At 50.4% G+C, this 14,630-nt stretch carries 12 protein-coding genes; 7 read left to right on the top strand and 5 right to left on the bottom strand.

Features of this window, described 5'->3' with window-relative positions; translation table 11 throughout:
- The first annotated feature begins 14 nt into the window (after positions 1-14).
- From B153_RS0106545 to B153_RS0106520, 5 genes are all read left to right on the top strand, one after another.
- Positions 15-1,331 (top strand): sugar MFS transporter, encoded by a 1,317-nt coding sequence (locus B153_RS0106545; RefSeq protein ID WP_020595889.1) that lies wholly within the window; start codon positions 15-17, stop codon positions 1,329-1,331.
- Positions 1,331-2,506 carry an N-acetylglucosamine-6-phosphate deacetylase gene (gene nagA / locus B153_RS0106540; RefSeq protein ID WP_020595888.1) on the top strand — a complete coding sequence of 392 codons (1,176 nt, stop codon included), beginning with the start codon at positions 1,331-1,333 and terminating at the stop codon, positions 2,504-2,506. Before B153_RS0106545 ends, nagA begins: the two co-directional genes overlap by 1 nt.
- 26 nt (positions 2,507-2,532) lie before the next feature.
- Positions 2,533-3,315 carry a glucosamine-6-phosphate deaminase gene (locus B153_RS0106535; RefSeq protein WP_020595887.1) on the top strand — a complete coding sequence of 261 codons (783 nt, stop codon included), beginning with the start codon at positions 2,533-2,535 and terminating at the stop codon, positions 3,313-3,315.
- A gap of 414 nt (positions 3,316-3,729) precedes the next feature.
- Positions 3,730-5,340 (top strand): glycoside hydrolase, encoded by a 1,611-nt coding sequence (locus B153_RS0106525; RefSeq protein ID WP_020595885.1) that lies wholly within the window; start codon positions 3,730-3,732, stop codon positions 5,338-5,340.
- 23 nt (positions 5,341-5,363) lie between these two features.
- Positions 5,364-6,275 carry a pseudouridine-5'-phosphate glycosidase gene (locus tag B153_RS0106520; protein ID WP_020595884.1) on the top strand — a complete coding sequence of 304 codons (912 nt, stop codon included), beginning with the start codon at positions 5,364-5,366 and terminating at the stop codon, positions 6,273-6,275.
- A gap of 9 nt (positions 6,276-6,284) precedes the next feature.
- Here the strand turns inward: B153_RS0106520 and B153_RS34755 are convergent, their stop codons facing one another.
- From B153_RS34755 to B153_RS0106505, 3 genes are all read right to left on the bottom strand, one after another.
- Complete coding sequence (locus B153_RS34755; RefSeq protein ID WP_020595883.1) at positions 6,285-6,704, bottom strand: response regulator; 420 nt, start codon at positions 6,702-6,704, stop codon at positions 6,285-6,287.
- Positions 6,705-6,980: 276 nt separating this feature from the next.
- Positions 6,981-10,100 (bottom strand): efflux RND transporter permease subunit, encoded by a 3,120-nt coding sequence (locus B153_RS0106510; protein WP_020595882.1) that lies wholly within the window; start codon positions 10,098-10,100, stop codon positions 6,981-6,983.
- 15 nt (positions 10,101-10,115) lie between these two features.
- Positions 10,116-11,207, bottom strand: coding sequence for an efflux RND transporter periplasmic adaptor subunit (locus B153_RS0106505; protein ID WP_020595881.1), 1,092 nt, complete (start codon positions 11,205-11,207; stop codon positions 10,116-10,118).
- 509 nt (positions 11,208-11,716) lie between these two features.
- Between B153_RS0106505 and B153_RS0106500 the strand changes: the two genes are divergently transcribed.
- Entirely contained in the window at positions 11,717-11,956 is a 240-nt protein-coding gene (locus tag B153_RS0106500; RefSeq protein ID WP_020595880.1) for a hypothetical protein, read from the top strand.
- Between the two features lie 278 nt (positions 11,957-12,234).
- Entirely contained in the window at positions 12,235-13,428 is a 1,194-nt protein-coding gene (locus tag B153_RS0106495) for a lipoprotein N-acyltransferase Lnb domain-containing protein (RefSeq protein ID WP_020595879.1), read from the top strand.
- 142 nt (positions 13,429-13,570) lie between these two features.
- Here the strand turns inward: B153_RS0106495 and B153_RS0106490 are convergent, their stop codons facing one another.
- Positions 13,571-14,038: an RES family NAD+ phosphorylase gene (locus B153_RS0106490; RefSeq protein WP_020595878.1), complete on the bottom strand. Its 468-nt coding sequence runs from the start codon at positions 14,036-14,038 to the stop codon at positions 13,571-13,573.
- Positions 14,038-14,598 (bottom strand): antitoxin Xre-like helix-turn-helix domain-containing protein, encoded by a 561-nt coding sequence (locus tag B153_RS0106485; protein ID WP_020595877.1) that lies wholly within the window; start codon positions 14,596-14,598, stop codon positions 14,038-14,040. Before B153_RS0106485 ends, B153_RS0106490 begins: the two co-directional genes overlap by 1 nt.
- Between the last annotated feature and the right edge of the window lie 32 nt (positions 14,599-14,630).

Raw genomic sequence — 14,630 nt, 5'->3', positions numbered from 1 at the left:
ACCTTAATACGACTATGAGCACACTAGCCATCGACGTCAACCGGCTGAGTAAGCGGGAAACGACCATCTCGATTTTTCTGGTCGGGCTGATGTTTTTTATCTTCGGTTTTATTTCGTGGGTCAATTCCATCCTGATTCCCTACTTTAAAATCGCCTGTGAGCTGACCAGCTTTCAGGCGTATCTGGTTGCTTTTGCGTTCTATATTGCTTATTTCATCATGTCGGTTCCGGCATCGTACTTATTAAGATCCGTCGGATTCAAAAAAGGGATGATGATTGGGTTCTGGGCCATGGCGCTGGGAGCCTTTATATTCATCCCGGCCGCCATGACCCGAACCTACGTGGTCTTCCTGATGGGTTTGTTTACCATCGGTATTGGTTTGGCCATTCTGCAAACCGCGACTAACCCATACATTACCATTCTGGGACCTAAAGAGCGGGCTGCCCAACGCATCAGTATGATGGGTATCTGCAATAAAGCCGCTGGAATTTTATCCCCGCTGGTTTTTGCTGCCGTTATTTTACGTCCAACGGATACGGATTTGTTTGCCCAGTTAAGCACTATGAGCTCCGATCAACGGGGAGTTGCTCTGGACGAACTGGTTCGGCGCGTGATTCCGCCCTATGCCGTGCTGGGTACGTTCCTATTTGTACTGGGGTATCTGGTGTATCGGTCACCCCTACCCGAAATTGACACGGAACACGAAACGCCCGATGTCGCCACCGCAAATGCCGGGAAGACCAGCATCCTCCAGTTTCCCCACCTGATTCTGGGGGCATTCGCCATTTTTCTGCACGTAGGTACGCAGGTTATTGCCATCGACACCATCATTGGCTATGCCAATTCAATGGGCATCGATTTACTCAAAGCCAAGACCTTTCCCTCCTATACCCTGTTCTGCACCATCTGCGGCTACATCATCGGCATCATTACCATTCCCCGGTTCATCAGTCAGGTGAATGCCTTGCGCGTCTGTACCCTACTGGGCACCCTATTCACCTTACTCATCATTTTCACCCACGGAACAGTAACGTTTCTGGGCCATACGGCCGATCTATCCATCTGGTTCGTTGTGCTGCTGGGTCTGGCAAACTCGCTGGTCTGGGCGGGATTATGGCCGCTGGCCCTGGATGGATTAGGTCGATTCACAAAACTCGGCGCATCTATATTAATTATGGGCTTGTGTGGTAACGCGCTCATGCCGCTTGTATATGGCTATTTTGCCGACCTATATACAGTACATACCGCCTACTGGGTGCTTTTCCCCTGCTACCTGTATCTGGTCTACTATGCCGTATATGGTCATACCGTAAAACGGTGGGGGTTCTGATGAAACAAAAAATCACCAACGGCACGCTTCTAACCCCCTTTCGTACGATACCGAACGGCACAGTAGTGATTGAGAATGGGCAGATTATCGGCATCCACGATGGCCCGATCGACGTGCCCGATGCGGTCGAAATCGACGCCAGGGGTCAGTTTTTGGCTCCAGGATTTATCGATCTTCACGTGCATGGCGGAGGTGGATTCGACTTCATGGATGGCACCGAAGAAGCGTTTCTGAAGATTGCCGAGTTACATGCCCAGTATGGCACAACGGCACTCGTTCCAACCACGTTAACGGCCGAAAAGGATGACCTGCTGCAAACGCTGGACGTTTATGAACGGGCTCACCGGAACAATACCCAGGGAGCGGCTTTTCTAGGGATGCACCTGGAAGGCCCCTATTTTGCCCTAAGCCAGCGAGGTGCACAGGACCCTCGGTACATCCGAAACCCAGACCCAGTCGAGTACGAAGAAATCCTGAGTCGCTCTTCCTCAATTGTCCGGTGGAGTGCCGCCCCAGAGCTGGAAGGGGCTATTGCCTTTGGGCAGCGGCTTCGGCAGAAAGGGGTCATAGCGGCTATTGCCCATACGGATGCGCTTTATGACGATGTGCTTTTGGCCTACGAAAATGGCTATTCGCTGGTAACACATCTGTATTCGGCTATGTCGGGCGTAACCCGCCGAAATGCGTTTCGGTACGCTGGCGTTATCGAAAGTGCCTTTTTACTCGATCTGGATGTAGAAATCATCGGCGACGGTATCCATCTGCCCCCCCCTTTGCTTAAACTGGTGTATAAAATCAAAGGGGCCGACCGGACAGCCCTCATTACCGATGCCATGCGAGCCGCCGGAATGCCCGAAGGCGAAAGTACACTAGGTTCCTTAAAGAATGGGTTGAAAGTAATCGTCGAAGATGGGGTTGCCAAACTACCCGACCGCACGGCTTTCGCCGGTAGCGTGGCCACGATGAATCGGCTGGTTCGCAATATGGTTCAGCTCGCGGATGTCCCCTTGCTGGAAGCCGTTCGGATGGCCAGCACTACCCCTGCCCGCATTATGGGTGTGGACCATCAAAAAGGCGCACTCGCCAAAGGGAAAGATGCCGATCTCGTATTCTTCGACCAGAACATTATGGTTAGGCTAACCATGAGACAGGGTAAACTTATTTATTCAGCCTGAACGACACCACCTTATTATCCAATACAATGCCTGCAACCCCTTCTTTAGTCCGTGAATTTACCGTTGACACGCTTACGGTCCAATGCTTCGATACCCGCGAGAATCTGGGTATCGAAGCAGCCCGACAGGCTGCCGAAGCGATTCGCGGTTTACTCCAAAAACAGCAAACGGTCAATATCATCTTCGCGGCCGCCCCTTCTCAAAATGAATTTCTGGCAGCTCTGGCCGAACAACCCGGCATTATTTGGGAGCGCATCAACGCTTTCCATATGGACGAGTACGTGAATCTGGCCGAAGAGGCTCCCCAGCGATTCGGTACCTTCCTGAGCGATCGGCTTTTTAGCAAAGTCCCATTGAAAGCCGTTTATTACCTCAACGGCAACAATGACCCCGATGCAGAATGCAAACGGTATGCCGAACTACTTCAGGAATACCCTACCGATATTGTGTGTATGGGCATTGGTGAAAATTGTCATATCGCGTTCAACGACCCGCATGTAGCTCATTTCGACGACCCGGTGCTGGTAAAAAAAGTAGGCTTGGACTTAACCAGTCGCTGGCAGCAGGTCCACGATGGCTGTTTTGCTTCCTTATCGGAAGTCCCAGAATACGCACTTACGCTCACCATTCCGGCGCTGGTAAAAGCCCCTATCATTTTTTGCATGGTCCCCGCAGCGCATAAGGCCGAAGCGGTTCAGCATACGGTAACCGATGACATTTCGGAGCAATATCCCTCGACCATTTTACGAAAACATGGCAACGCAACCTTGTTTATCGACAAGGAAAGCGGAGCACGATTAGAAAGTTGATTACTTCAGCACTTTTATTTCGAAATGGATACGCGAGTTAACGCCATCTTTCAGGTATTGCCTGATAAAAATGAACCCTTTCTGCTTTTGCGCATTGTCAAAAAGCAAAAGCTTTGGACTGCTTTCGTCGAAATAATCATTCTGATCCGATGTGGGCGCCCCAAACGATAAAGCCTTTAGCTGGTCTGCTTGTATGTGAAGGAATCATCCAGCCCGAAGAACAGCAAGTCAATCGTTCCAGCATCAGGGGCCTGTAGCGATTCATAAGGCACTACCCGTCAATCGGCCGTTAAGCGGGTTTTCAGGTATTTTTGGCATCTCAATTTGTCTTCAATTTTGCTGGTGGGTAGTTTAGGACTTTTCAAGGCCTTTTCCCAAAAACAGGCCACAAGGTCTGTTTCACCCTTCTTTCTGATGTTCAAAACGCGTACAACGGCCATTGCGGCTCTGCTTTTACAGGTTGCAGTTAGCCAATCCGGGCAGGCGCAACGGCCCGCTCTCCCCACCCCACTGGTCGTTACACTCCAGCCCCAGCAAACGTATCAGACCATCCACAGCTTCGGAGCTTCGGACTGCTGGTCGGCGCAGTTTGTCGGTACGAAGTATTCACTGGCGAATCGGGAACAGATTGCCGACTGGCTATTCAGCCTGGATACCGACGCGGCAGGCAATCCGAAAGGAATCGGGCTGTCGATGTGGCGGTTCAACATCGGAGCCGGTAGTACCGAACAGGGCGATTCGAGCGGTATTCGCAGCCCCTGGCGTCGGTCAGAATGTTTTCAGCGCCCCGATGGCACCTACGACTGGTCGAAACAGGCTGGCCAGCAATGGTTTGTGGAAGCGGCCCATCGGCGAAAGGTCCCTTACCTGCTCGGTTTTACCAACTCACCACCCGTTCAATTCACAGCCAACGGCAAAGCCTATGCATCGGGAAAATTAGGTGATTACAACGTTAACCGCCAACGGCTGGGCGAATACACGCGCTTTCTGGCCGACGTGGTTCAGTATTTTGACCGAAAAGGCTGGCCCATGCATTACCTTAGCCCGTTCAACGAACCCCAGTGGGATTGGGGAATCAAAAAAGGAGAAACAATGGCTACGCAGGAAGGCACCCCTGCCACCAACGCCGACATGGCCGAACTAACCCGGTCACTAAGCCACGAACTGAGCGCCCGAAACCTTACTACCCAACTGGTACTGGGCGAAGCGGGTCAATTGAATTACCTGTCGCAAGGGGGTACCAACCGCAGCAAAACGGGCCAGGATAACGTGATTGACGCTTTGTTTACTCCAGGCAGTCCTGACTACATCGGCAACTTACCCCATGTGGAACGGCTGGTGAGTGGTCATAGCTATTTCACCACCTCCCCCATCCGGCTACTCCGATCGACCCGGCAACAGCTTGGCGACAAATTGAAACTGGCTGGAGTTGGTTTCTGGCAGTCGGAATACTGTGTATTGGGCGATAATGACGGTGAGATCAACGGCGGAGGCCGTGACCTGGGTATGAAAACTGCGCTTTATGTGGCCAAAGTAGTTCATACCGACCTAACCCTGGCCAATGCGGCTTCTTGGCAATGGTGGCTCGCCCTGAGTGCCAACAACTACAAAGACGGACTAATCTATCTGGAGAAAAACGGCAAAATGGGCGAAAACGAGCAGAACCAGTCTGGGGGCGATGCTCTGGCTTCCAAAACGCTCTGGGCGCTGGGCAATTTCGCTCGTTTTGTTCGGCCCGGTATGGTCCGTATAGGCACTCAGTCCAACCAAAGCGATACACTGATAACCTCTCCACTGGTCTCAGCCTACCGCTCGATCGACGGGCATCAGGTGATACTGGTCGTTGTTAATCCGGGTGGCGATACCCTGCTACAGGTAGAGGGTGTGCCTTTCCGGCCCAAGTCAATGGACATCTACGAAACCTCGGCTACGGAAAATCTAAAAAAACGTACTGCATCGGGCCGACAGCTACCCATCCGTGCCCAGTCCATTACGACGATGGTTTTTAGCTCCCAAAAACCGTAAGTAACTTGCTCAAACAAAGAGTTATGAATCCATATTTAGACATACAACCCGAGGTAAAGGAAGCCATGGCTACAGGCAGGCCAGTAGTAGCCCTGGAATCGACCATTATATCGCACGGGATGCCCTGGCCCCAAAATGTAGAAACGGCGCTGGAGGTTGAAGAACTTGTGCGGGCTAATGGAGCAACCCCAGCTACCATTGCTGTATTTGACGGAAAATGTCATGTCGGCCTTACCCGACCGCAACTTGAATACTTCGGTCAGGCCGAAAACGTATGGAAAGTAAGCCTGCGTGATTTGCCTTTTGTAATCAGCCAACGCCTGCACGGAGCCACGACTGTAGCCGCGACCATGCGCATTGCCGCCCTGGCGGGCATCAGGGTATTCGTTACCGGGGGGATTGGGGGTGTTCATCGGGGAGCCGAGCACAGTATGGATATATCGGCCGATTTAACCGAAATGGCCCAAACATCGGTAGCGGTGGTATCGGCCGGGATTAAAAGCATTCTGGATATTGGCCTCACGCTTGAATATCTGGAAACCAAAGGCATCCCTGTTGTCACGATTGGACAGGACCATCTACCCGGTTTTTACAGCAACCAAAGCCCATTTTTGTCCCCACTTCGACTCGATACCCCAGCGCAGATTGCGGATATGCTAAACACGAAATGGGCGCTGGGCCTTGACGGCTCGGTTCTGATTGCCAATCCGGTTCCTGCTGATCAACAGGTACCAAACGACGAAATTGAAGGCTATATTCAGCAAGCCTTAGCAGCCGCCGATGCTCAACAGATTACGGGCAAACACATCACGCCATTCCTGCTTAAATACATTGCCACACATACGCACGGAGAAAGCTTACAGGCAAACATTGCCCTCATTAAGAACAATGCAATAACCGGAGCTAAAATTGCAAGTGCCTTAGCCTTAATCTAGTCACCCTTATCAGGCCAGACGAGTCGGAATTTTCGCAACCCCAAACCAGAACATCCGAATGTGTTCGGCAATTTTTAGCAGCCCGGTATGGGTGTCAGGCTTTGTAATATACCCACTGGCTCCCAGTTCATAAGCCCGATCAATATCCGAATCGACTTCAGAAGTGGTCAGCATAATTACCGGAATCTGTCGATAGAGCGGTGAGCTTTTCAAAAACGTCAGAGCCTGAAACCCGTTTAGGATCGGCATATTTATATCCAGCAGAATCAGGTCTGGTGTAACAGGCCATAGCGGAATACTTTCAATAAATTCATCGACCGATGACACAAACAGGAGCTTATAAGTGATCGAATCATCGGCAAAGGCAAGTTTTAATAAAAGCTGATCATCTAGATCGTCCTCGACGATTAACAGATTGTAAGGCTTCATGATGTACACCTTGGTTCATAGAGAAGTAGACAATAGCAGGTTGAACAAGTATACAAGTACGGTTTTGGGGTACTAAACGTTCGTCCATCGGAACTCAAAGCCCGTTAGACGACGGATTGACGCCCCGTATAACGTGCCGACGGCAAACGGTGGTAATCATTTTATCAATTCCCGTACCAAAATAAGGAACGAAACGATATATGTGTATCAACATCCTATTTTCTTCTCTGAATAGGTAGCTAGGTGTTAGCTAAAGCGCGCAACCGACTTAACCATTTACACCGTCGCAATGGGTTTGGCGGGAAATTCCTCTTCCTTAACCAGATCCTCATGCACCGACGGATCGCCTTTTCGCTTGCGCGACAGGAAGGTGTACATGGCCGGAATCACGAACAGGGTCAGCACCAGGGAAAAGAGTAGCCCTCCTATAATGACAATCCCCATCGACATACGACTCTGTCCGGCGGCTCCCAACGCCAGCGCAATCGGTAGCGCGCCCAGTATCGTTGCCAGACTTGTCATTAGAATGGGCCGAAGGCGAAGCGAGGCCGCTTCCAGGGCGGCCTCCCGAATCGACATCCCTTCCTCCCGAAGCTGGTTGGCAAACTCAACGATCAGAATTCCATTTTTCGTGACCAGGCCGATTAGCATGATAATTCCGATCTGGCTAAAGATGTTAAACGTCTGATTAAAATACCAGAGCGAAAAAACAGCACCACCAATGGCCAGTGGTACAGTAAGCATGATGATGAAAGGGTCCACAAAGCTTTCAAACTGAGCCGCCAGAATAAAATACACCAGCACTAGCGCCAGAATGAACGAAAACATCGTATTCGACTGGCTTTCGGCATAATCGCGGGAGGCCCCGCTCAGGTCGGTACGGATGGCGGGATCGTTGAGCTGGTTCCGAACCGCATTCATAGCCGCAATGCCGTCGCCAATGGTTTTGCCGGGAGCCAATGCGGCCTGTACGGTAGCACTCATGTATCGGTTGAAGTGAAACAACTGCGGGGGGCTGCTCTGCTCATCCATCCTGACAATGTTGTCTAACTGCACCACCTGCCCCTGGTTGGTTTTCACATACATTTTCGAAACGTCGAGCGGTTCGTTTCGGTTGGCCCGGTCAAACTGCCCAATCACCTGATACTGTCGCCCGGTCATGGTGAAATACCCGAATCGCTGACCAGCCAGTGCCAATTGTACCGTTTGGGCGACATCGGCCACGGAAACGCCGATGGCTTTGGCTTTCTCCCGATCGATGAATACGTTCACTTCGGGTTTATTGAACTTCAAATTCGCATCGACGGAGGTAAACGTGGGGTCTTTCTGGGCTTCTTCCAGAAAACGGGGCAGGTATTCCCGCAACTTCTCAAAATCCGGGGCCTGAACGACGTACTGTACCGGCAAGCCCCCTCGACTATCGACGGATATGGTCTGCTGCTGCACAACTACTGATTTAGCATCGGGCAATTTCTTGAGCAGTTTGGTGGTTTTGTCGGCAATCATCTGCTGGCTGAGTCCCTTCCGCTCCATTTTATCGACCAGAAATACCCGGCCACTTCCTGAATTAGGGCTACCTGACCCCGTACGGCCGGGAGCCGTCACGAGCATGATGCCCTGTTTGCCCGGCATGGAATCCTCCAGCATCTGTCCCACCCGTAGCATGTAATCGTCCATCGACTCGAACGAGGTGCCTTCAGGAGCCGTCATGTTCAGTCGGAACCAGTTCCGATCGTCGAGCGGAGCCAGTTCCGAAGGCAGATCTTTCCCAAAAAACCAGATCATACCCAGCGTGGCCAGAATAATCGGAAGCGCCACCCAACGAACCTTCAGGAAACGAACCAACTGGTCGTGGTAAGCGGTGGTCATGGCTTCGAAATACGGCTCTGTAGCGTCGTAGAATCGCGTTTTCTTATGGGTTTTCCGGTTCAGGTAGGCATTCAGCATGGGCGTCAGGGTGAGCGATACGAAGGCTGAAATCAGGACCGCCACCGAAATCACGACTCCAAACTCCCGGAACAGTTTCCCCACAAACCCTTCCATAAAAATTACGGGAAGGAACACCGCTGACAGTGTAATCGAGGTTGACAGAACGGCGAAAATAATCTCGTTCGACCCTTTGATGGCCGCTTCGATGGGATTCATCCCCTGCTCGATTTTCTTGAAAATATTCTCCGTGACCACAATTCCATCATCGACCACCAGCCCGGTCGCCATTACGATGGCCAGCAGCGTCAGCACATTGATGGAATAGCCCATCAGGTACATGACGAAGAAAGTCCCTACCAGCGATACGGGTATGTCGATCAGCGGGCGGAAGGCCACCAGCCAGTCACGGAAAAACAGGAAGATGATCAGCACCACCAGGCCAATGGCAATCAGCAGGGTTTCGCCTACTTCCTCCACCGACCGCTTGACGAAGACCGTCGAATCGAACATGATGTCCAGCCTGTAGTCGGCCGGGAGGTCTTTACGAATATCGATCAGCCGTTTATTGACTTCCGCCGAAATATCCAGGTGATTGGAGCCCGGTTGCGGCACGATACCCAGCCCAATCATCGGAACCCCGTTCAGGCGGAGCACACTTTCTTCATTCTCAGGCCCGAGTTCGGCCTGACCAATATCGCTCAGGTGAATGACATTGTCGCCGAGGGTTTTGACGATCATGTTGTTGAAATCCTCTTCGGTACGAAAACGCCCTATGGTTTTCACCGTCAGCTCTGTATTGCTCCCTACAACTTTCCCACTGGGCAACTCAACGTTTTCGCGATCGAGAGCAGTTTTCACGTCCTGGGCCGTGATGTTATAGGCCGCCATTTTATCCGGGTCCATCCAGATCCGCATGGCGTATTTTTTCTGCCCCATGATCGACACTTCACTCACGCCATTGATGGTCTGTAAGCGCTGAACAATTACGTTTTCGGCAAACTCATTGACTTCCAGGTGGGAACGGGTATTGCTCTGCAAGGTCAGAATCATGATCTGATCCGAGTTGGCATCGGCCTTACTCACAATCGGCGGACCATCTATATCGAGTGGCAACGTTCGGGCTGAGGCCGATACCTTGTCGCGAACATCGTTGGCTGCCCGCTCCATATCGACGTCGATGGCGAACTCGACGGTAATTTCGCTCCGTCCCTGGCTGCTCGACGAATTGATGGACTTAATCCCCTCGATACTATTCAGTTGTTTTTCAAGGGGTTCCGTTATTTGCGATTCAATAATATCGGCATTGGCGCCGGCATAGTTGGTCCGGATGGAAATAACGGGCGGGTCGATGGATGGAAACTCGCGAACCCCCAGGTATTTGAACCCCAGCCAACCAAAAAACAGGATAAGCAGGTTCATCACAATGGCCAGCACAGGTCGCTTAATCGAGAGCGTAGAGAGACTCATAGTGTTGAGTAAAGATTACGATTTCGTTTTGATTTTTACCGAAGCGCCATTTTTCAGCGACATGATACTGCTAATAATCACCGAGTCGCCGGGAACCAATCCTTCCATAACCTGTATCTGCTGGTCGTTTCGAACACCCGTCTTAATAAAGGTTTCCTGCGCTTTTCCCTCCCGGACCACATATACTTTTTTCCCTTTCAGCACGGGCACAATGGCCTGCGTAGGTATCTGAATGGTTTGGTTATTGCCAAGCGGCACATCGAGCCGGACAAACATACCGGGCACCAGTCGCCCCGTCGGATTGGACGTGTACGCGCGTACCTTCATGGTGCGCAGCGACTCGTCGATTAAGGGACTAATCGCTGTTACCTGCGCGGTCATGGATGCGCCCAGCCCATCGGATGTAAAACGCACAGGGCTACCGACCCGAATCTGGCTGGCGTATTTTTCGGGAACGGAGAAGTCAATTTTTACAGGATTGGTTTGTACGAGCGTGGTGACCAGGGTTCCGGGGGTTAAAAATGCGCCCTGGCTAATAGCCCGCAAACCAAGTTTACCGCTAAAGGGAGCCCGAATTTCAGTTTTCGCCAATTGAGCCATCAATAATTCCTTATCAGCCCGGGCCGTGTTTACATTGCTTTCAGCAATATCGTATTCCTCCCGGCTGATGCCTTCTACAGCCAGTAGCCGTTTCTGACGGGCTTCCACATCTTTGGCTCGTTTTTCGAGATACCCCAGCTTAACCAGTTGCGCCTTTAGTTCTTCGTCGTTGATTTTAGCGATCAGTTCCCCTTTGTTGACATACGCACCTTCTTTGGCGTTGAGTTGCATCAACCGTCCTGAAACTTCTGCCTTTAATTCGACTATTTCATTCGGCAAAACGGTTCCAGAAACCGCCAGAACATTAGTTAGTTTTTCGGTACGGGCCAGGTAAATTTCCACAGGAATCGTAGGTGTTTTATCGCCCGATTTTCCCTTCGTTTCGCCTTTCCCAGATACTCCCGAAGGGCTTCCCCCCGAGGTTTTTGTATCAGGTTTTGGAAAAAAATAAACCTTGCCAAGTGTTAAGGCACCCACCAGCAAAGCGAGAATAAAAAATGTCCGCATAAATAAGTTACAGTATTAAGGGGCAATGCCTGTAAAATTTACGCCTAATTGCCTCATTTCCTAGAAGCATCCTTTAATTCATTCGCCAAAACTACCGACATATCAACGATGTCTAATAGTTTATTAAAATTATCTAAATACGGTCTTATACAAAACGATCAATAGGCCATTGAGCGGCCCACACGATTATCCTTATACGTATGATATATTATTCAGTATTTTAGTAGGGCTCCGACTATTGATAGTAGAAAAAAGACTCAAGGAACCCGGGGCATTTAGGCTTTTTAAAGCGTTCGATACCTATAATCGATTCCTTTCGTTGAATAACCTACAGGACCACTAGGTAAAAATAACTACCCAATCCAAGAACAAGCAGTTTACACAACCCGTTGATGCAACAACAAGGGTAATATTCCCGTATTTAAGATGGATAAGGGCTCTATGGACCCAGGCTGCTAGCCTGATCGGGATGCATTTTACAGAAACTTTTCTTTACAACTCAAACGCTTATGTACTCAGCCGATACCAATCAATTGCTAACTCAATTACAAACGATTTACCGGGATTTAATTCAGATTTGCCCTGTAGAACGCACGAATGCCTATCAATTACGAATTACAGCTATCGAGCAGGCACGGCTTCGAATATGGGAAGATGTAGAAGCGTGTCAATGCATTCTGGACGAGTTTTCGCCTGAATTCATTATCATCCAACGTACATTATCTACAATCGTAGAGGGGAAAAGTTAACTTAATGTGAGATTTTGATTATGATTCGTGAGACGACAATTTAAGATTAAGCTTAGATAGAATTACTTTGCCAGGACAACTGCTGTCATCATCTCAAGAATAGGGTGTTAACAGCGACGGTTACGATGCTTAACTTATCGGCAGACTGACCCAAAATAGTATCTTGCGGCAAACTAATCGATTTGATGAGTCTACAGGCCCCCATCCAACAACTTCTATTGAGTCAAGCTGTCAGAAAAGTGGGTCCGACAACCGTCAGCACCAGGAGTGGATTAGGTATGAGCCGATGGCTAGTCTACCTCTTACAGATCGTCTGTTTGGCTGAGCTATTCAGTCACTATGCATCTTGCCAGCAACTCTCTCCTGCCGCCCGGATTAGTCTGATTACCTACGGACCGGGTGACGATGATATCTCGTCCTGTTTTGGCCATACTGAAATTCGCCTGGTTGATCCCCTACTCGGCATTGACCGGAATTATAGCTATGGCGGCTTTAATCATAGGAGCAGTTGGTTCATTCCAAAGTTCTTGAGTGGCACTTTGCCCTACTATGTGGAGGTACACCCTTTAGGTGAGGTGGCATATTATTATCAACAGACCAATCGTAGTATTCGGGAACAGCTCTTGAATCTCTCGGCCACCCAACGCCAACAGCTTATTGCAGCTTTAGACGTAAATAATCTACCTCAAAATCGGTACTACAGCTACCAATTCTACTACGATAACTGCGCCACTCGACCTCGCGACATGATTGCCTCTGCATGTGGGGATAGTCTGATGATTCCATCCCGCCAACGCATGACGGGTAAGTCGTATCGAGATTGGATGAATACGTATTTGACTAAGCAGCCCTGGTATCAGTTGGGCATGAACCTAGCTCTCGGAAAAGCATCCGATCAACAAACAGATGGCTGGCGGGCCATGTATTTACCCGATCAACTGGCTGACCAACTGCGCCAGGCCACTATCAGACAACCAAATGGACAGCTAGAGCCGCTCATTGAAGGTGAACAAACGCTGTTCGCAGCCCCACAAATAGTTACTCAGCCGACTTTCTTTGTTAAAACTCCCAATGGAGTATTCGCCTTGTTATGCTTATTAGTGACTGGGTTGACCTTATGGCGTTATGTCAATGATGAGAAAGTTGATCGCTGGTTAGATCGACTCTTGTTTGGCATATCGGGCTTTTTAGGCTGGTTTTTACTTTTACTCTGGATCATCAGGGATGATGGGGTGACGGCCTGGAATCCAACCCTATTATATTTAATGCCGCTTCATCTGCCCTTGGCTTTTTGGGCTACTAGGCCAAAAACGACATTGCGATTACGAGGACTGTATTTTGGGATCACCGCTTTATTGATTTTGCTGGGCATGGCCCTATCGCATATACCGGGCTGGTTTGATATTGTCTGTCCGCTCACGTTATTGGTTCGATGTATGATTAATTGTCAACCCGTTTTAGCTCCTTCTTAAGACGAATCTTTGTCGTTTAATCAAAAGCAGCCCGCTGCATATATGAAAGATTTATCGGCAGCCGGTCCGCTGGAGCGGGCTGTACGCCTGTTTGCTTGATTATACCCTTCTAAATGCCTGTCGCTCACCGTAGGAATTACCCCTACCGTTTCCAAAGTCGGCGTTCGAGCCGTAGGTTCACCTGGCCAATGACCTGTACATCCCCAAACTGAACGTGATTAGGGTGCAGCAGGTAATTGTAGGAGATCGGCAACACGGCAGAGGGAACGGCCAACCCTAACTCGGTGGGCTTTTCCAGCCATTCAGCAAAAAACGTTTGTGTGGCGGCTAACGCCTGGGGCCGGTCCCAGCCCGGTGGCAAGGCCTGGGGGTTGACCCACCGCAAGGCATTTTCGGGTAGGCGCAACGTAAACAGGCGCAAGGCTGGTAAAGCCTCATAGGCTACCTCGGGTAGATGGGCCATAATTTCCAGCAAGGCCAAAGCGGGTGAGGAGCCTGTATAGAGGATTCCCTGCTCTCTGGGGTTCCAGCGGCCGGGGGCTTTCTCCGCTCCCACCACCGTCAGGGGGTCATGCCAATGCGGTTCTTTCAGAATTCTGTAGACATCCATTAGCTAAATACGCCGTATTCGATGCGTGTAAAAACGTCATCCACCAGCCCAATACCCGTCGCCGTATTGAGAAGTGACAGGGGCGTAGGATACGCTACGGGCTCAGAGCTGGTCAGGTCGGCGGTAAACTCCCCTTCCCGTTGGTTGGCGGCCGCCAGCAGGTCGTAGGGGCCGGTAGTCTGACTGATTTCGTCCAGTGGCCTGGCCGCTACTGATTGCATGAGGGGATCGAAGCCCGTTTCTGGGGTGGCCAGTTCCGCCAGTGGGGTCTTCAGCCACCTGGTTAAGGTTTTTTTATGCTGGTCAAACACCGCTAATCCGTGTTCAAATAAGGCTTTGAGCCGGAATAAATGTTCTGAAACCAGCACTGAAAAATCGCCAGTTGTTGTTTTGTACAAGGCCCGTTCGGTTAACCCGATCAGGGTCGCCATTTCTTTTTTACTTAGTCCGCTCAGATCTGCTACCTCATCAACTAATGCCCGGGAGGCTTTGCGCTGGGCCTGAGGAATGATAGCATATCCCTGGCGGGAACTGGTTGGCTGGATTCTGGTATGTACCATGGGTTGTTAATTAAACTGAACATTTCCCCTAA

The sequence above is a fragment of the Spirosoma panaciterrae DSM 21099 genome (assembly GCF_000374025.1).
Classification (GTDB): domain Bacteria; phylum Bacteroidota; class Bacteroidia; order Cytophagales; family Spirosomataceae; genus Spirosoma; species Spirosoma panaciterrae.
This window is presented reverse-complemented; position numbering and strand designations above follow the sequence as displayed.